Annotated in this window: 21 protein-coding genes and 1 tRNA gene; 9 read left to right on the top strand and 13 right to left on the bottom strand. The window is 59.6% G+C overall.

The genetic code is table 11. From position 1 onward, the window contains the following. Positions 1 to 362: 362 nt before the first annotated feature. From JO965_RS17465 to JO965_RS17445, 5 genes are all read right to left on the bottom strand, one after another. A tRNA-Ser gene (locus tag JO965_RS17465) sits at positions 363 to 453 on the bottom strand. 385 nt (positions 454 to 838) lie between these two features. Further along, positions 839 to 1,102, bottom strand: coding sequence for a hypothetical protein (locus JO965_RS17460; RefSeq protein ID WP_246776602.1), 264 nt, complete (start codon positions 1,100 to 1,102; stop codon positions 839 to 841). A 124-nt stretch (positions 1,103 to 1,226) separates the two neighbouring features. Next, on the bottom strand, positions 1,227 to 1,526 hold the full coding sequence (locus tag JO965_RS17455; protein WP_203440259.1) for a hypothetical protein: 300 nt from the start codon (positions 1,524 to 1,526) through the stop codon (positions 1,227 to 1,229). Positions 1,527 to 1,723: 197 nt separating this feature from the next. Next, positions 1,724 to 1,966 (bottom strand): hypothetical protein, encoded by a 243-nt coding sequence (locus tag JO965_RS17450; protein WP_203440258.1) that lies wholly within the window; start codon positions 1,964 to 1,966, stop codon positions 1,724 to 1,726. A gap of 214 nt (positions 1,967 to 2,180) precedes the next feature. Beyond that, positions 2,181 to 2,666 carry a YidB family protein gene (locus JO965_RS17445; protein WP_203440257.1) on the bottom strand — a complete coding sequence of 162 codons (486 nt, stop codon included), beginning with the start codon at positions 2,664 to 2,666 and terminating at the stop codon, positions 2,181 to 2,183. Positions 2,667 to 3,093: 427 nt separating this feature from the next. On the opposite strand from JO965_RS17445, the gene JO965_RS17440 reads away from it, so the two are divergent. From JO965_RS17440 to JO965_RS17430, 3 genes are all read left to right on the top strand, one after another. Further along, positions 3,094 to 4,764, top strand: coding sequence for a calcium-binding protein (locus JO965_RS17440; protein WP_203440256.1), 1,671 nt, complete (start codon positions 3,094 to 3,096; stop codon positions 4,762 to 4,764). 154 nt (positions 4,765 to 4,918) lie between these two features. Continuing rightward, entirely contained in the window at positions 4,919 to 6,058 is a 1,140-nt protein-coding gene (gene solA, locus JO965_RS17435) for an N-methyl-L-tryptophan oxidase (protein WP_203440255.1), read from the top strand. Between the two features lie 31 nt (positions 6,059 to 6,089). Next, complete coding sequence (locus JO965_RS17430) at positions 6,090 to 7,208, top strand: ABC transporter substrate-binding protein (RefSeq protein WP_203440254.1); 1,119 nt, start codon at positions 6,090 to 6,092, stop codon at positions 7,206 to 7,208. A 69-nt stretch (positions 7,209 to 7,277) separates the two neighbouring features. Here the strand turns inward: JO965_RS17430 and JO965_RS17425 are convergent, their stop codons facing one another. The 3 genes from JO965_RS17425 to JO965_RS17415 all read right to left on the bottom strand — a co-directional run bounded on the left by JO965_RS17425 (position 7,278) and on the right by JO965_RS17415 (position 9,039). Further along, positions 7,278 to 7,709 carry a hypothetical protein gene (locus JO965_RS17425; RefSeq protein WP_203440253.1) on the bottom strand — a complete coding sequence of 144 codons (432 nt, stop codon included), beginning with the start codon at positions 7,707 to 7,709 and terminating at the stop codon, positions 7,278 to 7,280. Between the two features lie 153 nt (positions 7,710 to 7,862). Next, positions 7,863 to 8,147 carry a hypothetical protein gene (locus JO965_RS17420; protein WP_203440252.1) on the bottom strand — a complete coding sequence of 95 codons (285 nt, stop codon included), beginning with the start codon at positions 8,145 to 8,147 and terminating at the stop codon, positions 7,863 to 7,865. 106 nt (positions 8,148 to 8,253) lie between these two features. Continuing rightward, on the bottom strand, positions 8,254 to 9,039 hold the full coding sequence (locus JO965_RS17415) for a Crp/Fnr family transcriptional regulator (RefSeq protein WP_203440251.1): 786 nt from the start codon (positions 9,037 to 9,039) through the stop codon (positions 8,254 to 8,256). 365 nt (positions 9,040 to 9,404) lie between these two features. On the opposite strand from JO965_RS17415, the gene JO965_RS17410 reads away from it, so the two are divergent. The 3 genes from JO965_RS17410 to JO965_RS17400 all read left to right on the top strand — a co-directional run bounded on the left by JO965_RS17410 (position 9,405) and on the right by JO965_RS17400 (position 11,977). Continuing rightward, positions 9,405 to 10,829 (top strand): amidase, encoded by a 1,425-nt coding sequence (locus tag JO965_RS17410; protein ID WP_203440250.1) that lies wholly within the window; start codon positions 9,405 to 9,407, stop codon positions 10,827 to 10,829. A 187-nt stretch (positions 10,830 to 11,016) separates the two neighbouring features. Next, complete coding sequence (locus JO965_RS17405; RefSeq protein ID WP_203440248.1) at positions 11,017 to 11,772, top strand: rhodanese-related sulfurtransferase; 756 nt, start codon at positions 11,017 to 11,019, stop codon at positions 11,770 to 11,772. After that, on the top strand, positions 11,765 to 11,977 hold the full coding sequence (locus tag JO965_RS17400; protein ID WP_203440246.1) for a SlyX family protein: 213 nt from the start codon (positions 11,765 to 11,767) through the stop codon (positions 11,975 to 11,977). The genes JO965_RS17405 and JO965_RS17400 overlap by 8 nt, the downstream gene beginning before the upstream one ends. 123 nt (positions 11,978 to 12,100) lie before the next feature. Here JO965_RS17400 and JO965_RS17395 read toward each other — a convergent pair whose 3' ends face one another. Further along, positions 12,101 to 12,313: an alkylphosphonate utilization protein gene (locus JO965_RS17395; RefSeq protein ID WP_203440244.1), complete on the bottom strand. Its 213-nt coding sequence runs from the start codon at positions 12,311 to 12,313 to the stop codon at positions 12,101 to 12,103. Between the two features lie 106 nt (positions 12,314 to 12,419). Between JO965_RS17395 and JO965_RS17390 the strand changes: the two genes are divergently transcribed. After that, positions 12,420 to 13,496 carry a S66 peptidase family protein gene (locus JO965_RS17390; protein WP_203440242.1) on the top strand — a complete coding sequence of 359 codons (1,077 nt, stop codon included), beginning with the start codon at positions 12,420 to 12,422 and terminating at the stop codon, positions 13,494 to 13,496. Between the two features lie 14 nt (positions 13,497 to 13,510). On the opposite strand, the gene JO965_RS17385 is transcribed toward JO965_RS17390, so the two are convergent. Then, positions 13,511 to 14,266, bottom strand: coding sequence for a hypothetical protein (locus JO965_RS17385; protein ID WP_203440241.1), 756 nt, complete (start codon positions 14,264 to 14,266; stop codon positions 13,511 to 13,513). A gap of 603 nt (positions 14,267 to 14,869) precedes the next feature. Here JO965_RS17385 and JO965_RS17380 point away from each other — a divergent pair. Both JO965_RS17380 and JO965_RS17375 read left to right on the top strand, forming a co-directional pair. Next, complete coding sequence (locus JO965_RS17380) at positions 14,870 to 15,958, top strand: TRAP transporter substrate-binding protein (protein WP_203440240.1); 1,089 nt, start codon at positions 14,870 to 14,872, stop codon at positions 15,956 to 15,958. 189 nt (positions 15,959 to 16,147) lie between these two features. Continuing rightward, entirely contained in the window at positions 16,148 to 17,140 is a 993-nt protein-coding gene (locus JO965_RS17375) for an LLM class flavin-dependent oxidoreductase (RefSeq protein ID WP_203440239.1), read from the top strand. Between the two features lie 3 nt (positions 17,141 to 17,143). On the opposite strand, the gene JO965_RS17370 is transcribed toward JO965_RS17375, so the two are convergent. The 3 genes from JO965_RS17370 to JO965_RS17360 all read right to left on the bottom strand — a co-directional run bounded on the left by JO965_RS17370 (position 17,144) and on the right by JO965_RS17360 (position 20,704). After that, complete coding sequence (locus tag JO965_RS17370; protein WP_203440238.1) at positions 17,144 to 17,986, bottom strand: ABC transporter permease; 843 nt, start codon at positions 17,984 to 17,986, stop codon at positions 17,144 to 17,146. Continuing rightward, positions 17,983 to 18,930, bottom strand: a complete 948-nt coding sequence (locus JO965_RS17365) for an ABC transporter permease (protein WP_203440237.1) — start codon at positions 18,928 to 18,930, stop codon at positions 17,983 to 17,985. Before JO965_RS17365 ends, JO965_RS17370 begins: the two co-directional genes overlap by 4 nt. Before the next feature lie 292 nt (positions 18,931 to 19,222). After that, positions 19,223 to 20,704, bottom strand: a complete 1,482-nt coding sequence (locus JO965_RS17360; protein ID WP_203440236.1) for an ABC transporter substrate-binding protein — start codon at positions 20,702 to 20,704, stop codon at positions 19,223 to 19,225. Positions 20,705 to 20,714 lie beyond the last annotated feature (10 nt).

Genomic DNA, 20,714 nt, shown 5'->3' with positions numbered 1-20,714 from the left:
TTTTCCCCTAATTTGCTGTCATTCTAATGGTTTATATGATCCTGTTCAGTGCAAAGATTTTGCAGTTTTACGCATTTGTAGCCTTGGATCACAAAAAATTTATCATGTTTTTCTGAGTTTTTCGGCATCTCAAAGAGCTAACTAACAAATCCTTGGGATTACCCCGCAACGCACTCCGATACTCCCATCTCCATTGCGGGCGGTCTTGATCCCCCTCCGGCGCGGTATCGAGTATCATTGTACAAGCCGTGCGGCGTTATGTGCTTACCCACAGGTTGGCGCGACAAAACACACCGCAAAGCTGCTATAAGCAGCGTTGCGGACGACACGATAAGTACTTGAAATTATTGAGAAAAGTTGGGTGGCGGAGACGGAGGGATTCGAACCCTCGATACCCTTTTGGGGTATGCTCATTTAGCAAACGAGTGCCTTCAGCCGCTCGGCCACGTCTCCAGGCGAAAAGACCGGATCTGGGATCCCGCTTCGCAGGTGGCGCAATAGACGCGAACAGGGTTCTTTCGTCAAGGTCCAAAATGGCTTGATCGCGTCAGTCGCCGAGGGAAAGCCGGCTCTTGGCTGACCCGAGGGCGGGTTCTACCAAATCAGATAGGATAGGGCGAGACTCGCAAGCCCGATGCCGGAAAGGAAGACCGGAAACCACTTCGGGCATGAGCATTTTGCTTCGTTGAGTTCCACCCCATCCCTCCAATTGGTCCTGAGCGGGGCCCATAAAAGCGGTTGTGGGCCCAATAGGGAAGAGGGCAGGTTGATGAAGTATGAGCCAATAAGCCCAAATGCAGGGCATTGTGAATATCGGAGGAGCCTTAGCCCACTTCGCTCATGACGCAGGTGCCATCTCCGCCTTCTCGTAGAGATGCCGGATCTCCTCGAGGCTGCGGATGGTCGGTCCCGACTGCCGCACGATGACGGCACTCAACTGCCTGAACTTGTCATCGGCCCAATCTTCGATGACCAGGGCGATGGCATCCCGAAGCGGCAATGTTGCGATCTTGCATGCCATGTTCATACCCCTCGATCTCTCAAAGGGCCGGCTTAATGCAAGAAGATCCACCATCTCATCGAAATCGTGGGCTGTGGTCACAATCGTCTCCACTGCAAAGGCTCGAACGATCTCGGCCATTGGCAGTGAATTGTGGCGACCGAATGCCCAAGCTTGCCGCAAGCTTGCGTTTGAACGCCGAATTCAGAGGAAAAGGCTCGCCAGCTTAAGGCAGCGGCCTTCTTGCTGGGTACCTGAAGTGCTTGAGCAACTCGTCATTGTGGCCGACGAGCAGTGCAGCCTCCGAGGGGAGTGCATCCTCGGTCACGCACTCGAACCCTGAAAAGAAGCCGAGGAATGTCGTGTTCGGGAGACTCATGAGGAAGATCGATTGGCCGGATGCCGGGTCGGATGCAGAAGCGAGCATCATCTGCTTCGGGCTTCCAAGCTTGACGAAAAGCTCTTCGAACTGATCCTGCGTCGGGCCCCATTCGGCGGGGTCGATTGCTTTCTTTGCCCAGAGCATTGCCGACGTCCCGCTCCAAAGAGCACATCACGTATCAAATCCTAACCTAGTGCTGGCGCACAAGCGAGCGAATGCTCAAAGGAGAAACTATTGGGTTTGAAAAGAAAGCTGTTCGGATGAGGACGTTCGCCGAGCCCATCCCGATCTGCAAATGCGGTTCACGCGATAGGTTGGTGTCGGTCGACGCGGAGATGGCTCTAATTCAGGTTCTTCTTCCGAACGGATCCTTCCACGTGCGAATAGGGTTTGGAGACGTCGTCCGAGCCATCTGGAATGATAAGCACGGATACGGCATGGCCATTGGATGCGAGTATATCCGCCGCGTCAAAAGCCGACCGTTCCGCGTCCTCGCGTGTTGCGAATGATGTCTGTTCCCGATCTGCGTAGGTTACCAGCCATTCGTCCTGAAACTTGAAGACGACAAAGCGGTCCGTATGCATCAGCCCCTCCCATCCTCCGCTTCGCAACCGAGTGTTGGAAAGGCTACCTGATTGCGGCTTTTCCGGAACGAAGCGTCGGAGGTAGCAGGCAGGTCAAAAGGATAGAGCGCCCAGCCCCTTAAGGAAGCCGCGGCGCTCTGCACTCATCCGGAGTATTGCGCCGCAGCCGCTCATCTCAACCGCGCCCCGTTTGTAAATGAACGGGCAGACCGGTTCAGGTCGTAGGGATCCGTCCGTCCGGTGTGTATCTGTCGACAGCTTGCGGAAGCTCCCTCGACAGCCTAGCAAGGATCTCGTCTCGCGACAGGCCAGTCTGCTGTGCCAGAGTTGCCAACACATCGGAGCCGATCGCCTGCTCCAGTTGCTGAGGCGCGACCTCCTTGTTGGGGCCTGTGCCAACCCAGGAATCGGCAATATCGCCCTGGCCGTTCTGGCGGAAACTATCGACCAGTTCGCCCAGACCGCCGCTCAGAAGGCCACCCGGATTTTGCCCGCCCAGACCACCCAGCAATCCGCCTAGGCCGCCTAAGGCACCGAGATCGCCCAAGCCACCTTGCGGCTGGCCAGGTTTTCCCGGTGTGCCTCCAGGATTGTTGGATGTGAGACCACCGAGCATCTCGGCAATCTTATCTCTGTTCTGAAAGCCGGCGACGGCAAGTAGCCCCAACAGGGCCGTCATGGATGGAAAGCCTCGGCTCATCTGATCCTCCTCGTCCGATGCACGAGAACCGCAGCTACGTCGAAAGGGTTCCAAGACCCGGCATCTGAACCACGGTCCGCCGATCAATATAGGTCAGCATGAATCAATGAGGATGGCGGAAGCTTTTCGGGCGCCGCATCCCAGAATGTTCCCTCATTCAAGTAGCGGTCTGCAGGCAATATCAATTCAAAGCTGCAGAACGTTATTCCGTGCAATGTGTGGCCCCGCACGGCCCGGGACAAGCCGTTCAGCATTAAAAAAATTGCCAAGCTGTTGCAAAGATTAGCAAACCGGCTGCAGCGATCATTTTCGACAGCGTACTCCTTCGTCTTTGCAATCTTGCAGGCTCTCTTTGCACATGCGTAAACGGCCGAGCTTAGGCCTGAGCAAACAATCCTAGAAACGTATGTTCGAAGTGGACGAAACTTTGTCTGAACAACATCAGTACCTCGACGATTCAACCAGCTTGTCGGCCTTGGCTGCGATTGAGCCGGATATCATTCACGGCAATGACACCGCTGAAACGCTGAATGGACACAACGACATTTCCGTCGACTACGCCGACATCATTTACGGTCATGGCGGCGACGACACGATCAACGGCGGAGACGGCAAGGATTATCTCGACGGTGGCGCCGGCAACGACGTTCTCAATGGTGGCGACAACTATGATGACACTCTTGTCGGCGGAGAAGGCGCGGATGTTCTGAACGGCGGTTCCGGAAGCACGTATTGGGACTACGCGTCCTATGCAGGCTCTGGGATCGGCCTGACCCTGAACCTGCGCAACACGACGCTCAGCACCGGCGAAGCGAAGGGCGATGTCTACAACTCCATCGAGGGCATCATCGGCACGGCTCACAACGATCTGATCATCGGCAATGGCGAGAAGCATAAATTTCTCGGCGGCGCCGGCAACGACACCATCATCGGCGGATCGGGCCAGGAGGTCATGGATGGTGGTGATGGCATCGACACCGTGTCCTATGCTCTGTCAGGCCAGGGTATTTCCGTCAGCCTCGGCGCAGGCGGAGGCGGGGTCAACGACTCGCAAGGCGATACCTGGGTGAACTTCGAGAACGTCGTCGGTTCCAATTACAACGACTCTCTAACCGGCGATGGACAAGCCAATTCCATCTTCGGCGGTTTCGGCAATGACTCGCTCTATGGTTCCGGAGGCAATGACACCTTGGATGCCGGCGCAGGCACGGACCATATGCAGGGCGGCGACGGCAGCGATGTCTATTACGTCGACAGTGCCAAGGATGAGGCCCGCGAGCAGTCGTATCACGCCGGCACGGACACCGTGATCGCGAGCGTGAGTTATGACATCGGCATGAGCGCCGTGGAAGTTCTGCGAGCTGCCGATGGCTATGCTCCGATCAACCTGACGGGGAACGAGTACACCACGACCCTGGTCGGCAACGAGGGCAGCAACGTCCTCAGCAGCAAGGGCCGCGGCAGCGTCATGCAGGGCGGTGGCGGAAACGACGTATATTACGTCGACAACGTCAATGACGTCATCGTCGATACCGGTGGTGTGGATGTCGTCTATGCCAGCACCAGCTTCACGCTGGGGTCGAACTCCGGAATCGACACGGTTTATGCGGTCGGCAACGTGCCGGTTCTCAACGGCAATGCGTTCGACAACGTATTGCTCGGAACCTCGTCCAAAAACACGATGAATGGCGGCGCCGGAAACGACAAGATCTACGGCAAGTCCGGAAAGGATGTTCTAACCGGCGGCATCGGAAAGGACTGGTTCGTGTTCGATACGACGCTAGCCAAGTCAAACACCGACACTGTCAAGGATTTCAAGGCGGGGCAGGACAAGATCGTGTTGGACAACAGCTTGTTCAAGTCGAGCAAGTCCTTCTACAGCGCGATCAAGAAGGGCAATCCGGACAAGCCCCTCAAGCTTGCAAAGGCGTTCTTCACCATTGGCAGCCATGCCAAGGACAAGAGCGATTATCTCGTCTACAACAAAAAGACCGGTGTCCTCTCCTACGACAAGGACGGTTCAGGCAAAGCTGCAGCTGTCGAGATCGCCAAGTTCAGCAAGGCATCCATCAGCGAGAAGGACTTTTACATTATCTGAGCCATGCGCATCGGCCCCGCAGGAGACTGCGGGGCTTTCGCTTGGGACAGTGAGGTTGCGCCCGAAGTGCCTCTGAGAGTGCTAGATTGACGAACCATCGATCACTGCCGAATGTAGGCGCCCTCATTCGGGAGAGTCTTGAAAGGTTAGGTTGATGACGACGTTCGATGTGGCGGTGATCGGGCTTGGCGCCATGGGCAGCGCCGCTCTCTTCAACCTCGCTCGCCGGGGACAGCGCGTCATCGGCATCGAGCAGTTCGAGCCGGGACATGACAAGGGCTCGTCGCATGGCGAGAGCCGGATCATTCGGCTCTCCTATTTCGAGCACCCATCCTATGTTCCGCTGGCGCGCCGGGCGATGGAGAAGTGGCGCGAGTTGGAACAGCTCTGCGGCCAGACCATTCTCACCGTCACCGGTATCCTCGAGGCAGGCTATCCGGGCTGCCAGGTCGTCGAGGGCTCTCTCGAAGCATCCAGGCTCCATGGCCTGGACCATGAGGTTTTGAGCGCCGCCGAGATCAACCGGCGCTTTCCCGCTTTCAAGGTGCCGTCCCATTGGACAGGGCTGTATCAGCCCGAGGGCGGTTTCCTGCGGCCGGAACTCGCGATCCAGCAATTCGTCGGACTGGCGGAAAGGCATGGCGCAGAGGTTCGCACGCAGACCCGCGTCCTGGCCATCGAGCCGCTTGGCTCCGGCGTGCGTGTGCGAACGGAAACCGGCGAGATCGAGGCCGGGTCCGTGATCATTGCGGCAGGTGCCTGGATCGGTGATTTTGCGCCCAAGCTGAAGCCGCATCTCAAGCTGACGCGTCAGGTGCTCGGCTGGTTCGAGCCCCTGCAACCAGCCTATTACTCTCCGGATCGATGCCCGGTCTTCATTCTCGAATCCGAAGACGATGCCTGCTATGGTTTCCCGGATTTCGCCGGCACCGGCGTCAAGACCGCCTCTCATCGCAAAGGTGCCTATCTCACGTCGGCCGACGACCTGACTCAGGACGGTGGCCCCGCCGACGAGGCGCAGATCCGGCGCATGCTGGCACTTGCGATGCCGGACGCGAACGGTCCGCTCAAGGCCATGCGGACCTGCATCTACACCCGCACGCCAGACGAGGATTTCGTGATCGATCGTTCGTCTGTCGATCCGCGGATCGTCCTGGCCTCGCCCTGTTCCGGGCACGGCTTCAAGTTCGCAAGCGTGATCGGGGAAGTGCTGGCCGATCTCGCTCTTGGAAAACCGCCTGCGAACGACATCTCTCGTTTCAAGCTCGATCGCTTCCGGCTGCAATCGGCCTGAAGTGTCGAAGCATGAAGCTGGAGGCATAGCCATGAAGAGAGGGTACGCCTATCACCTATCCGTCCTGGCCCTGCTGGCGGGAACCGGATTTGCTCGCGCAGAGGATATCACCATCGCCGTGGCCGGTCCGATGACCGGAGCAGTGGCCAGCATCGGCGAGCAGCTTAAGCACGGCGCCGAACTCGCGGCAGAGGCCATCAACAAGAATGGTGGCGTGAACGGGAAGACCGTCAAGGTTGTCGTCTACGACGATGCCTGCGATCCCAAGCAGGCCGTTGCCATCGCCAACCGTATCGTCGCCGAGGGCATTAAGTTTGTCGACGGCCATGCTTGCTCAGGCTCCTCGATCCCGGCCTCCGAGGTCTATGCCGAGGCGGACGTCCTGATGATGAGTCCGGCCTCCAGCAATCCGGCGATGACCGAGAAGGCGGCCGAGCAGGGCTGGTCGACCATCATGCGCCTTTATGGCCGTGACGATGCGCAGGGCAAGTTCATCGGGCCATGGATCAAGCAGAACTACGGCACCAAGAAGATCGCCATCCTCCACGACAAGAGCGCCTACGGCAAAGGCCTCGCTGATGTGGTGAAGGCGTCCCTCAATGGGGCCGGAGTGAAGGAGGTGCTCTACGAGGGCATCAACGCGGGCGAGAAGGATTACAAGGCGGTGGTCAACCGCCTCCAGAGCCAGGGTGTCGAATTCCTCTATTTCGGCGGCTACCACACCGAAGCCGGCCTCATCATGCGTCAGGCCGCGGATCAGGGTTACAAGTTCCAGCTGATGATGGGAGACAGCATCGCGACGCCGGAATTCGGGGCTGTGGCGGGCCCGGGGGCCGAAGGAACCCTGTTCACCTTCCCGCCCGACGGTCGTGACAGCGAGGCGGCCAAGGGAGCGCTGGAGCAGTTCAAGCAGATCGGTTTCTCGCCGGAAGGCTTTACGCTGTTCTCCTACGCGACTGTTCAGGCCCTCGCCGAAGGAATCGGCAAGGCCGGCAGCACAGATCCGAAAGCCGTGGCAAAGACCCTGCGCAGCACGAATGTCGATACGGTGCTCGGGCCGGTGACCTTCGATGAGAAGGGCGACATCAAGGATCCGAAATACAACATCAATGTCTGGAAGGGTGGCAGCTACAGCAAGCTGACTCAGTGAGGGAAGACTTGCTCGGGCAAAGCAAAGGGCGGCTCCTGACGGAGCCGCCCGGATGGTGTTAAGGGTGGTTTATTCGCCTGCCGCAGCCTTGTCGGGCTCCTGTGTTGGAACGAGGTGCTCGATGGAAACCCAGTCAGTGCAGGCTCTGAGAATAGGGGCGAGATATGCACGATTGCCCTCGATCTCGACAACCCGGCAGGAATAGGCTCTGCGATCACCTGGCGGACGGTATACGACCGTCGTGCCGGGCCTGATGTCCTCATGGACCGATGAAGGCAGTCCGCCGCTCGAGGACATCTCGCCCTGGCTATTGTCTTGCGCGAGGGTGGCCTTCTGACCGGCCCGATAGCGCTCAAGGGCTTGAATAGCCACCCTGGCCCTATCGCGGTAACGGTCGCAGACGACCCTCATGAGGGTTCCTTTTTCGCGTCCTGGATACCAAGTCACGCCACCGATCTTGGCCAGTTCCTCCGCAACGATTTCGATTTCTTCCTCAGTCATTGTCGACAATCCCTCATGAGCAGTTGGTATGTGCTCAGGTCTTGTGAACGCACCCATCTAACCTGACTCGTTGAGTGCTTATGCCCCTGGAGAATTACTGTTCTTGGCTTCGGCGGCTGGCGTTTGGATCGCGCCGAATGATGAGACGTTTGACTACGCTCTTAATTCCATCATGCGTTTCTGCAGGACGGCGAGTTGCTGGATGTAAGGCTGCCGGCGCTCATAGTGGCGGGCCTTCAGCTTCTCGAGAGCGCGGATCTTGATGTTGGTGTCTGGTGAGGTGTTGCTCAGCTTCTCGCGTTCCTTTTCGTAATCGAAATCGATATCGGCCAAGGTCGCAAGGAGAGATTGAAGCAACGGCTGGTAGGTGGGCGAGTACATTCTAGGAAGGAGAGCCCCGTTATTAGGTTCATTGTTATGAAACTTAGTATCGCTCATCTCGTCCCTCATATTAACTTTTCGTTAATAGGGTTTGAAGGTACTAAGGTAGGGTTACTCCGTCTGTTGGGAACCCGACAAAACCAGAAGAAATCTTTCTTTCCGATCAAGCCACTGTGTTTCGATGCTTTGCCGGGGTAAGGCGAGAACTCGCGCTTGGCTCAGTCCGTTTGTGGCCTGCCGGCAGGAGCCTTTCGAAGCTTTGATGGATCGCGTGGTAGCACTCGCAGGCCGTTTCCTCGAGCCCGGCACGGTCGGTAATCCTGATCGTTCCCCGACCCTGGCTAATCAGACCCATCCGCTGGAGCGCACTCGTGACGCTGCTCACTGTCGAGCGCTGAACCCCGAGCATCTCGGCCAGAGTTTCATGGGTGAGAGGGATGTCGTCCTTGTCGGTTCGGTCGTGGGTGCTCAGAATCGCGCGACAGCATCGGGCTTCCACACCGTGCACAGCATTGCAGGCAACGGTCTGGAGGGTCTGGGCTAAAAGGGCTTCTGTGTATCGGAACAGCACCCTGCGTATTTTGGGGCGTTGGTCGATGGCGTCGCTCAGCCGATCCAAAGCAACGCGAGATGCCTTGCCGGAAATCTGGGTGATATAACGGCCGAACGATTGCCGGGTGACGAGCGCGCTCACGAAGCCTAAGACAGATTCCTTGCCGAATACCGCCATCTCGACGGATCCGCCATTCTGCAGCACGGTGACCAGAGAAACGACGGCATCATGTGGGAAGTAGGTATGCCGGATGGTCTCGCCGCTTTGATAGATGACCTTGCCCCGAGGCAAATCCACGATTTCGAGATGAGGTTCGAGCCATGAATAATCGTCCGGCTCCAAAGCGGCGAGGAGCCGATTTCTTCGGTGAATGGCAGCCTTCGCACCATTCTTCATGGCAGGGTATCACCGTGTTGCAGATCCCCGGTCGGAGAACCGAGCATCTCCTCATGATAATAATAACACAACCTTAAGATGTGCAATTTCGCACATTACTTATAAACAGACGGCTCAGGCTCTGAGGGGACGCCTCACAGGAAGGCGGTCGGCTGCGGAGAAACTATAGGGGCTCCGCTTTGTGCCGGAATCTGACGGACATGCCTCCAAAGAGTATGACGCCGCAAGCGCTTACGGACGCCTTCCTGGCCTGCCTCTGCGTTGATGTCATGGGCCCATGCACATGATCAAAGACAAAACCGGTTTACCGGTCTCATGGAAGAATCCAGCATGGCTGCGGCCGATTCCTTGAGGAGAATTTCGCATTGAGTACGCAATCGTCTTCGTATCAGACACAGGGCAATTCACCGGCAGATTTGGCCGATTGGTCCGCTCCTCAGCTTCTCGAAGCTTATGGCCGCAAGGCGGTATCTCCTGTCGAGGTCACGAGGGCTGTGATTGCACGTATCGATGCTTATGAGCCGAGACTCCAGGCTCTGTATGCCTTCGATCCGGATGCGGCGCTTCGCGATGCGAAGGCGTCGGAGCAGCGCTGGATGAACGGGGAGGCGAGGGCGCTCGACGGCATTCCCGCGACGATCAAGGAGAACATCGCCACCAAGGGCACGCCGGTGCCGCTCGGCACGGCGGCGCGTCCGCTCATCCCGGCTGCAGAGGATGCCCCCTCGGCAGCACGCCTGCGCGAGGATGGCGTGGTCATTCTCGCCAAGACGACCATGCCGGATTACGGGATGCTTTCGTCTGGTCTTTCGAGCTTTCACCCGCTGGCGCGAAATCCGTGGGATCTGTCGAAGAACCCGGGCGGCAGCTCGGCGGGCGCGGGCGCTGCGGCGGCGGCCGGCTATGGACCGTTCCATATCGGCACCGATATCGGCGGATCGATCCGCCTGCCGGCCTCCTGGTGTGGCGTATTCGGCCTGAAACCGAGCTTCGGCCGCATTCCTATCGACCCGGCCTATTATGGCCGCGTGGCCGGGCCGATGACGCGCACGGTGCGTGACGCCGCTCTCATGATGACGAGCCTCACGCGTCCCGATGTGCGAGATCCCATGAGCCTGCCTTACCAGGATCTGCCCTGGCTCGATCTTGGCATAAACATCAAGGGGCTGAAGATCGGCGTGATGATGCAGGCAGGCGTTGGCATGACGCTCGATCCGGAGGTCCGCGCCACGGTCGAGAGTGCAGCAAAGGCATTCGAGGACGCCGGCGCCATCGTCGAAGAGGCGCCGCCCTTCAGCACCCGTGAGATGCTCGATGGCCTCGACGACTTCTGGCGCCAGCGGGCCTGGATGGACATGGCGCCGCTAAGCGATGAGGAGCGCGCGAAGATCCTGCCCTACATCCTACAATGGGCCGAGGGCGGTAAGGCGCTGACGGGTGCGGAAGTCTATCACGGCATGAATCAGATGCTGGCGATGCGGCATGCCGCCGTTGCCGCCACGCACCGCTTCGACTTCGTGATCTCGCCGGTGGCGCCCTGCGTTGCCTACTCTGCCGAGTTGGCATCGCCCATCCACAATCCGGAGGAGCCGTTCGAGCATATCGGCTACACGGTCGCCTTCAACATGTCGGACCAGCCTGCATCCTCCGTCAATGCCGGCTTCACGAAGGCGGGCCTCCCCATCGGTCTCCAGATCATCGGCCGCCGCTTCGACGATGTGGGTGTGCTGCGGCTCTCTCAGGCCTGGGAGGAGATGTGCGGGGATAAGCGGCCTTGGCCGAAGCTTTGACGGGATTTGGATTCCCTTCCCCTCCGCGTCGCTTCGGCCGGGAATGACACCACGGTTAGCGCCACGCTGTCATCCCCGGCGAGCCGTAGGCGAGGGAAGGGGATCCATTGAGCCCATGCATCCGGGGCGACATCGAGGCCTGGGGGCATGGGTTTCTTCGCGTGAAGGCTGCTGATAAACAGCAGCCATGACGTACAAAGTTGCCGCTCTCTACCAGTTCGTCCCGCTGCCTGACTTCCGGGAGTTGAAGGATCCGCTGCACAAGCTTTGCCTGGATCTCGGGATCAAGGGCACGCTTCTGCTCGCCCATGAAGGCATCAACGGGACTGTGGCCGGGGACGATGAGGCCATCGATGCCCTCGTGGCCGAGCTGCAAGAAGGTATGCTCTTTAAGGGTCGTCTCGACAATCTCGAGCTGAAGTTCTCGACAGCGGCCGAGATGCCGTTCAAGCGGATGAAGGTGCGCCTCAAGAAGGAGATCGTGACCCTGGGCGATCCGCAGACCGACCCGTCGCGCCGGGTCGGGACCTATGTGACGGCGGCCGAGTGGAACAGGTTGCTGGACGAGCCCGGCATCGTGCTGCTCGACACACGCAACGATTTCGAGGTCGAGATGGGCACCTTCGAAGGAGCGGTCGATCCCCGGATCAGCCGCTTCGGCGAGTTCAAGGATTTCGTGAAGAACGAACTCGATCCGGCGAAGCATAAGAAGGTCGCCATGTTCTGCACGGGCGGCATCCGCTGCGAGAAGGCCAGCTCCTACATGCTCGCCCAGGGCTTCGAGGAGGTCTTCCACCTCAAGGGTGGCATCCTCAAATACCTGGAAGAGGTTTCGGAAGCGGAGAGCCGCTGGAACGGCGGATGCTTCGTCTTCGACGAGCGGGTTGCGCTCGGTCACGGACTCCTGGAGCAGCGGGGCGAGATAGGATCATCCGATGAGTGATCTTGAGGCCCACATTGAAGCGCTCGAGGTGCGTGTCGCCTATCAGGATCAGGTGATTGAGGATCTGAACCAGACCGTCATCACCCAGTGGAAGCAGATCGACAGCTTGAAGCGGCAGCTGAACGAGCTCCTCGACCGCGTTCAGGAGGTCGAGGACAATGCGGGCGGGCCATCCGCACCCGAACCTCCGCCGCCGCATTATTAATCCAGATGATGTATACTTTGTGGGATTGGTTTTCCTGCCCCTTCGCTCTGGCCGGGAATAGCAGCCGGATGTCGTCCCCGGCGGCCTGCAAGGCCGGAAAGTGGGGCTGGAAGGAGAGGGCTCTTAAACCTTCTTCACGAAGCTGGTCTTGAGCACGAGGCCTTTGATCTGGCTTGACCGGCACTCGATCTCACCTTCGTCATCCGTCAAATGAATGTTCTTGAACACGGTTCCTCTTTTCACCACGGTGGACGAGCCCTTCACCTTCAGGTCCTTAATGACCTGAATGGAATCGCCCTCGTTGAGGGTGGCCCCGTTGCTATCCTTGACAACCATGCCGTCTCCTTGATGCTCATGCGAGATTGTTAAAGAGGGCTTTGGAGCCTGGCGGCTGAAATGTCCATCAGGTTATCGTCGATGCTGTGCCCGGGGCTCTTCTGCGATGAATACCAAAAATTTTTCGCGACCCCTCATAAGGCCGCAAGCTCTTCGGGCAGGAGATCGCGTTGCTATAGTCTCGACGAGTTGGGGCGGGCCGGCCACTTTTCCTCATCGCTATGAGGCGGGCAAGAAGTACTTGGCGGAAGCCTTTGGTCTCGAACTCGTCGAGATGCCCCATGCGTTGCGTGAGGCGGCTTGGCTCGACCAGAATCCGCAGGCACGGGCTGAGGACATCAACCGCGCTTTCGCGGATTCGTCGATCAAAGGTATCATTGTTAGCATCGGCGGTGACGATGCGATTCGTCTGATCCCGCATATTGACCTGAACGTGATCGCGGACAATCCAAAAATCTTCCTCGGCTATTCCGATCCAACCGTCCTGCATTTCGGCTGTCTCAAGGCAGGCCTCGGCTCCTTTTACGGTCCGACGATCATGACGGGCTTCGCCGAGAACGGCGGCATGCATGCTTATGCCGAGAACTCCCTGCGCAAGGCGATCTTTCAAACGGCGCCTATCGGCGAGATCGAACCGAACAGGGAAGGGTGGACCGTCGAGCACCTACCTTGGAAAGACCCTGAGAATCAAAACCGCCGCAGAACGCTGATGCCCTCGACGGGACCGCGAACTCTGCAGGGAACCGGTACCATGCGCGGGCATCTCATCGGCGGATGCGCCGAGGTTCTGGAGATGCTGAAAGGCTCGGATTGGTGGCCGCCGCTGGACTACTGGAACGGAGCGATCCTCTTCTACGAGACCTCCGAGGAGGCGCCGCCGGCAAATCTGGTCCTGCGCTGGCTGCGCAATTTCGCTGCTCAGGGCATCCTGTCCCGGCTATCCGGGATCGTTCTCGGCCGTCCCGGCGGCCAGACAGATGAGACATACAGGAGCGAGCAGGAAGAGGCAGTCGTGCGTGCGCTTGCTGAGGCAGGCCTGGAAAGCCTTCCGGTTCTGGCCGAGTGCGATTTCGGGCACACTGATCCGATCGCCACACTGCCCTATGGCGTGATGGCTGAGATCGATTGCAGCCGGGCCCGACTCACGATTTTAGAGCCGGGCGTGTCAGACATTCGCGGTTGATGCTGATCTGAAAACTAGCGATGCCGGATCAAAGAGCCGTCCTCCGGTTCGGCCACGCTGGTTACGATCGAACCGGTCGTTTCCTCAGGCGCGACTTTGCGCAGCTGTTTCACGAAAGCCATCAGACTGTTTGTGTTCTCCGGTTCGGGAGCGAGGAAGGATAGAGCGCTGCTGTCAAACGGCTCCTCCTCGATCGTACCGTCGATCATGACCGTCGTCTTGATGCCGGACTGGATATCGAAGGAGACGGACTTCACCTTTGTCTGACGCTCCGGATCGACCGGTTCGGCGATGACGAGAGCCACTGGAGGCGCTACCCGCGTCGGGCTGGCCGGTGCCCGGACCACGACGATGGATTTTTGCGGAGCCTTGGCGATGGAAGCTGGACGAGACGGCTTGTCCTGGGGCTTCTTGTCGGAGACGTCGGCAGGTTCGCGGGCAGGTTCCGAAACCGCCATGTACTCAGGCGGCCCGGAAAGGAGTTTCTGAAGTCGCTCCTCCGCCTCTGAGGCTTCTCTCTGCGCTGATGAGCCGAAGGCCGCAGTGAGAGGGTACTTGGACTTTTCCGCCTCGGCCTTTGCTTTCGCAGCTTCTGCCGCCTTCGCCGCCGCAATCCGCTTCTTGGCCTCGGCAGTCTGGGCGCGGTTGTTGGTGCTGTAGGAGTACTGTTTTCCGTTGATCTCATAGCGGACCAGCCGGGCCTCCGCACCGCTAAACATCATCCCATGCGTGACGATGGAGGCTCCAAGCAAAATAAGCGTCTTGTTCATCGGCCTATAAGAGCGCGTTGGCCCTTCCCCTTGCTCGGGTAAAACTCATTTAATGACTGTGGCAAATCTGTGGCCAGGGATAAATAATCCGATGACTCGTAAGGGGTATGCTTTCGTAATACTGATGCTTCACAAAGTAATTGCTACAAGATTCTCATAGTTTATTTATGAGAATTATTTTTCGCGATGATGATTAAGTTCATCTACTTTATATCATATGCTATATGTTATATCATTTCATTTAATCAAGCCTGAAGAGGCGATCGATAAGCTCAAATCGGGTAGCGCCTCTTTAGATTTAGCTGCCCCTCGTCATGCTTCTCATGCAAGCTTGGCAGGGACCCGTTGCATAGAAATCATGCCCGGGCAATTTGTGGCGATGCCATTCAGCTGGCGCCTCGTTCGTCGGAGTCCGCTACATCTCCGTCAAATCAACGGTTTGAGGTGGAGGCAGCCCACGGAACAGGAGGGAGGGCTATCCGGTTGCCAGGGACGCAGCTATGCGAACTTCGCCTTTCGTCTAACTTTACTCGGGCTCAGCCATCCCTTGTTACCGAGCCTCTCTCAAAAGCGCGACATGCCCTCGAACTGGAGTAGGCACTCATGAAACGCCGCAATTTTCTCGCCACGGCTGGCGCCGGCCTTGCCGCAGGCGCCGTCGCCAAGCCCGCCATTGCTCAGTCCAGCCCGGAAATCCGTTGGCGTTTGACCTCCGGCTTCCCGAAGTCGCTCGACACCATCTATGGCGGCGCCGACTTTTTGGCGAAGTACGTATCTGCAGCCACCGACGGCAAGTTCCAGATCCAGCCGTTCTCGGCCGGTGAAATCGTTGGCACCTTCCAGGCTGCCGATGCGGTCGCTGCCGGTACGGTCGAGATGTCCCATACGGCGGCCTATTACTACGTCGGCAAGGACCCGACCTTCGCGGCAGCAGCGGCACTTCCGTTCACGCTCAATGCCCGCCAGCTCAACGCCTGGAACTACCACGGCGGCGGCATCGGCCTCGTGAACGAGTTCATGGCCAAGCACAACCTCTACGCCCTTCCCGGCGGCAATACCGGTACCCAGATGGGCGGCTGGTTCCGCAAGGAGATCAAGACGCTCCAGGACCTGCAGGGTCTGAAGATGCGCATCGCCGGTATCGCCGGGCAGGTGATGCAGAAGCTCGGCGTCATTCCGCAGCAGGTGGCCGGCGGCGACATTTATCCGTCGCTCGAGCGCGGCACCATCGATGCGGCCGAATGGATCGGCCCGTACGACGACGAGAAGCTCGGCTTCCAGAAGGTTGCGCCGTATTACTACTATCCAGGCTTCTGGGAGGGCGGCCTGACGATCCACTTCCTGTTCAATAAGGGCAAGTGGGAATCCCTGCCGAAGAACTATCAGGCGATCCTCGAATCCGCCTGCATGGCCGCCAACATGGACATGCTCGCCAAGTACGACGCCAAGAATCCGGCCGCTCTGCGCAGCCTCGTCGGCGCCGGCGCTCAGCTGCGCCCGTTCTCGCAGGAGATCCTCGACGCCGCCTACAAGGCGACGAATGAGGTTTATGCTGAGATCTCCGCGCAGAATGCGGACTTCAAGAAGGTGATCGACTCGATCCGCGCCTTCCGCAACGAAGAATACCTCTGGTTCCAAGTCGCCGAATACGCCTTCGATACCTACATGATCCGCGCCCGCACCCGCGGCTAAGCATTTTGCCGTGACTTGATTGAGAGCCCGGCGCTGATCCTTCAGTGCCGGGTTTTCTTTTCGCTGCATCCCGCGCACGGCTCAGTTGAGCTCAACGGTGCGGACCGTGACTTGCATTGAGGACCCGCAGACCTGATCTGATAAGTCTCTGCGGCTCAAGCGCAGAAGCAACCAGAAAGCTGCCTCGCCATGCCTCTCTTTTCGGTCCTCGATCTCGCGCCCGTTCCTGAAGGCTTCACACCTTCCGATGCCTTGCGCAACACGCTTGATCTGGCCCAGCACGCTGAACGATGGGGCTACAATCGTTACTGGCTTGCCGAGCACCACAACATGGTCGGCATCGCGAGTGCTGCGACGAGTGTCGTGATCGCCCATGTGGCCGGCGGCACCAACACCATGCGCGTCGGCGCGGGCGGCATCATGCTGCCGAACCACTCGCCCCTGGTGATCGCAGAACAATTTGGTACGCTAGACGCCTTGTTCCCGGGCCGCATCGATCTCGGCGTTGGGCGTGCGCCCGGCACCGACCAGCGTACGCTTCGTGCGCTACGTCGCGACCCCACCAGCGCCGATACTTTCCCGCAGGACGTGCTCGAATTGCAGGCTCTGCTCGGAGCCGTGCAGCCGGATCAGGCGATCCGGGCGGTGCCGGGAGCGGGTTCGAACGTGCCGATCTGGGTTCTCGGCTCCAGCCTGTTCGGGGCGCAGCTCGCCGCGATGCTGGGTTTGCCTTACGCCTTCGCGTCGCATTTCGCGCCCGGCGCCCTGATGCAGGCGCTGCAGGTTTATCGCGAGCGTTTCCAGCCATCAGTCCAACTCGACCGGCCATACGCCATGGTCGGCGTCAATGTGATCGCCGCCGATACGGATGACGAGGCGCGCCATCTCTTCACCTCGGCGCAGCAATCCTTCACTAATCTGTTCCGCGGCGCCCGCGGCAAGCTCCAGCCGCCCATCGACGACATCGAAAGTTACTGGACGCCCAGCGAGAAGGCGCAGGCCATGAACATGTTGTTGTGCTCCTTCGTCGGATCGCCCAAGACGGTGCAGGACGGGTTGGAGAATTTCATCGCACAGACCGGCGCCGACGAGGTCATGGTCGCAGCCGCGATCTATGACCATTCCAAGCGCCTGCGCTCCTACGAAATCCTCAGCGACGTGCACAAGACGATGTCCGCCTGAGCTTTAGGCCGGAGCGCCTCGCCCTTTCAACGTCGGATCAAGCGCATCGCGCAGGCCGTCGCCTAAGAGGTTCAGACCCAGCACCGAAAGTGCGATGGCGACGCCGGGCGCGATGGCGAGGTGAGGAGCCTGCGAGAGATAGGTCTGCGCGTCGCTGAGCATCCGGCCCCAGCTCGGATTGGGCGGACGCACGCCGAGGCCGAGATAGCTCAGGCCCGCTTCCGTCAGGATCGCGAGTGCAAGTTGGATCGTCACCTGGACGATGAGCGCGCCCGCGATGTTGGGCATCACGTCTTCCCAGGTGATGCGCAGCGGATGCTTGCCGATGGCGCGGGCTGCTGCGATGTAATCGAGCGTCCAGACTTGGAGTGCGACGCCGCGCGTGACGCGGGCGAAGACGGGAATGTTGAACACGGCAATCGCAAGGATCGCCGCAAGCGGACCCGAGCCCACCAGTGCGCCGATCATGATCGCGGAAAGCACGGCAGGGAAGGCGAAGACCACGTCCGAGACGCGCATGGCGATCTCATCGGCGAGACCCTTCCACGCGGCCGCGGCGCAGCCGATGGCGGTGCCGATGGCTGCGCCCAGGAGAACCGCCGGCCAAGCGATGGCGAGCGAGTTCCATGCTCCCACCATGAGAAGCGAAGCGACGTCGCGGCCGAAATGATCGGTGCCGAGAAGTCCCACTTCGCCAGGGCCTTTTAGGCGCATGGCGACGCGCACGCGCGTCGGCACTTCCGGAGTCCAGACGAGCGACACGAGCGCGGTGGCAATGAGCAGCGCGGTGAGAATTCCGCCGACGATGAGGGCAGAATTCAGTGGGATGCGGGAGCGCTTGCTCATGACCGACCCCTCAAGCGCGGATCGAGAATGGCGTAGCCGATGTCGACGAGGAAATTCACGACGATCACAAGTCCGGAAAAGATCAACACGATGTCCTTGATCACCACGAGATCGCGCTGGTTGAGCGCCTGATAGGCCAATCGTCCGAGGCCCGGCAGGTTGAACACGTTCTCGACAAGGATTGCGCCACCGAAGAAGAATGAGAGCTGCAGCCCGAGGATCGTCGTAACAGGAATGAGCGCATTCGGCACCACGTGACGGCGCAGGGTCCCGCCCTTGTCGACGCCCTTGGCCCGCGCCGTGCGCACGAAATCGGCGCCGATCACTTCGAGAGTCGCGGAGCGTGTAACGCGGGTGAGCACAGCCGCCTGCGGCAGGGCGAGCGCTACAGCGGGCAGCAGAAGCGCTTGGAAGGCCGGCCAGATTCCGGCGCTCCAGCCGGGAAAACCGCCGGCGGGAAACCAGCCGAGCCAAGTCGAGAAGAAGAGGATGAACAGAAGGCCGATCCAGAAATTCGGAACGGCCACACCGAGTTGGCTGAACACCAGCACGGCGCGATCCACCGGCCCGTCGCGACGCGCCGCGGCTGCAACCCCGAGCGGAAGTGCAAGTGCGGTCGAGATCAGAATCGCGAGCAGGCTCAGCGGCAGAGTCACGTTCATGCGCTCGGCCACGAGAGTGGCGACCGGCATCTTGTAGGTGATCGACGTGCCGAGATCGCCGTGAAGAATCCCGCCGATCCATTGCAGGTAGCGCACGAGCGCAGGCTGATCGAGCCCGAGCTCCTGCCGCAGAGCCGCAAGCGTATCCTCACGCGCGGCCGTGCCGAGCATGATGGCGGCCGGATCGCCCGGCAGGACTTCCATGATGAGGAAGATCGCCAGCGAGACGGCAAGCAGCGTGACGGCTAGCGAGACGAGGCGGGAGAGAATGAGACGCAGCATGAATTTACTCGACGCCTGCTCCCCCTTGCGGGGAGGGGTAGGACGGGGGTGTGCAAGTGTCATCCCCGGCGGCCGCAGGCCGGGAAGGGGATCCATAATATAGCACGTGTCCGTGGATTCCCTTCCCCTCCGTTGACGCTTCGGCCGGAAAAGACACCCACTCGTCATGGCCGGGCTCGTCCCGGCCAACCCGATTATGTGGAACGCAGCGCCTCTCGCATCGGGATCACCGGCACAAGGCCGGTGATGAGGTGGCGTTCCAGAGGAAACGGCGCGCGTCGATGCGCCAGGCTCACTCGCTCCACGAAACCTCCGTCACATCGTTCGACGGGATCGGTGAGTTTTCCCACAGACCCTTCACCTTCGCGTTCCACACGCCGAGCTTCGGCAGCTGGAAGAGGAATAGAGCGGGGACATCTTCCGCGAGGATCTTCTGAGCTTCCGCATATTTGGCGTAGCGTGCCTTCTCGTCCGTTGTCTTGGCGGCTTCCGCCAGAGCGGCCTTGAACTTGTCGTTCTTGTAATTGAAGTAATAGTTGTCGCGGGCGAAGATATCGATGTCGAGCGGCTCCGTGTGCGACACGATGGTGACGTCGTAATCCTTGTTCTTGAAGACCTCTTCGATCCACTTGGCCGGAAACTCCGTGGGAATGATCTTCAGGTCCACGCCGACCTCGGACATCATGGCGGAGAGCAGCTCCGCCGAGCGGCTGGCATAGGCCATCTGTGGACTCTTGATGGTGATCGACAGACCGTTACCGTAGCCTGCTTCCTTCAGCAGCGCCTTAGCCTTCTCGACATCGTAGGCAACGATATTGGTCGTATCCACGAAGGCCGGATGGTTCGGCGAGAAGAAGCTGCCGATGGGCTGGCCGAAGCCGGAATAGGCTCCCTCGACCAGCGCCTTGCGATCCACCGCATGCATGAGCGCGCGGCGCACGCGCACGTCGTCAAACGGCTTCTTCGCGCTGTTGAGGCCAGCGACGATCTCACCTTCGGTGTTGCCGGCAACCGCCTTGAAGCGCGAATCCTTCTGGAACTCGGCGAAGAGTTCGGGTGCGCCGAGATTGGAGAAGGCATCGACATCGCCGGCTTTAAGGGCTGCGACCTGCGCCTGCGCATCATTGATGAAGCGGAAGGTGACGCTGTCGAGCTTGATCTTGTCCTTCTGCCAGTAATCGGGATTGCGCACGAGTTCGACCCGGTCGCCGCGCGTCCAGGACTTGAACTTGAAGGGCCCGGTGCCGACCGGATTGGCTTTGTTGTTCTCCGCCGTCTCCGGCGCCACGATCACCGCGTCGCCCCAGCCAAGATAATAGAGGAAGTTGCCCGAAGTCTCCTTCAGCTTGATCACCACGGTCGCGGGATCAGGCGTCTCGATGGAGGCGATCGGCGCGAAGATCTGCTTCTGCGCGTTGGTCGATTTCGGATCGCGGGCGCGGTCGAAGGCGAACTTCACGTCGGCGGAATCGAAGGCCGAGCCGTCATGGAACTTCACACCCTCCTGCAGGCGGAAGGTATAGGTCAGGCCGTCCGGCGAGACCTCCCAGCTCTTCGCCAGAAGCGGCTGGACCTTGCCGGTCCGGTCGATGCGCACGAGGCCCTCATAGAGATTGACCCAGGTCACTTCGCGAATGGCCACGGGAGCGGCCACGGTCGGATCGAGACCCGGCGGCTCGATGGGCATGCCCACCACGAGGGAGGTCTTGGCGGCATAGGCCGGGATGACGCTGACGGAGAGAAGAAAGGCGGCAGTCAGGAAGCGCTTCGTCATCAGGCTTGAA

The organism is Microvirga sp. VF16 (assembly GCF_016864375.1).
Taxonomy (GTDB): domain Bacteria; phylum Pseudomonadota; class Alphaproteobacteria; order Rhizobiales; family Beijerinckiaceae; genus Microvirga.
Note: the sequence above shows the minus strand (reverse complement) of the source record. Positions and strands in the feature narration are given on the sequence as shown.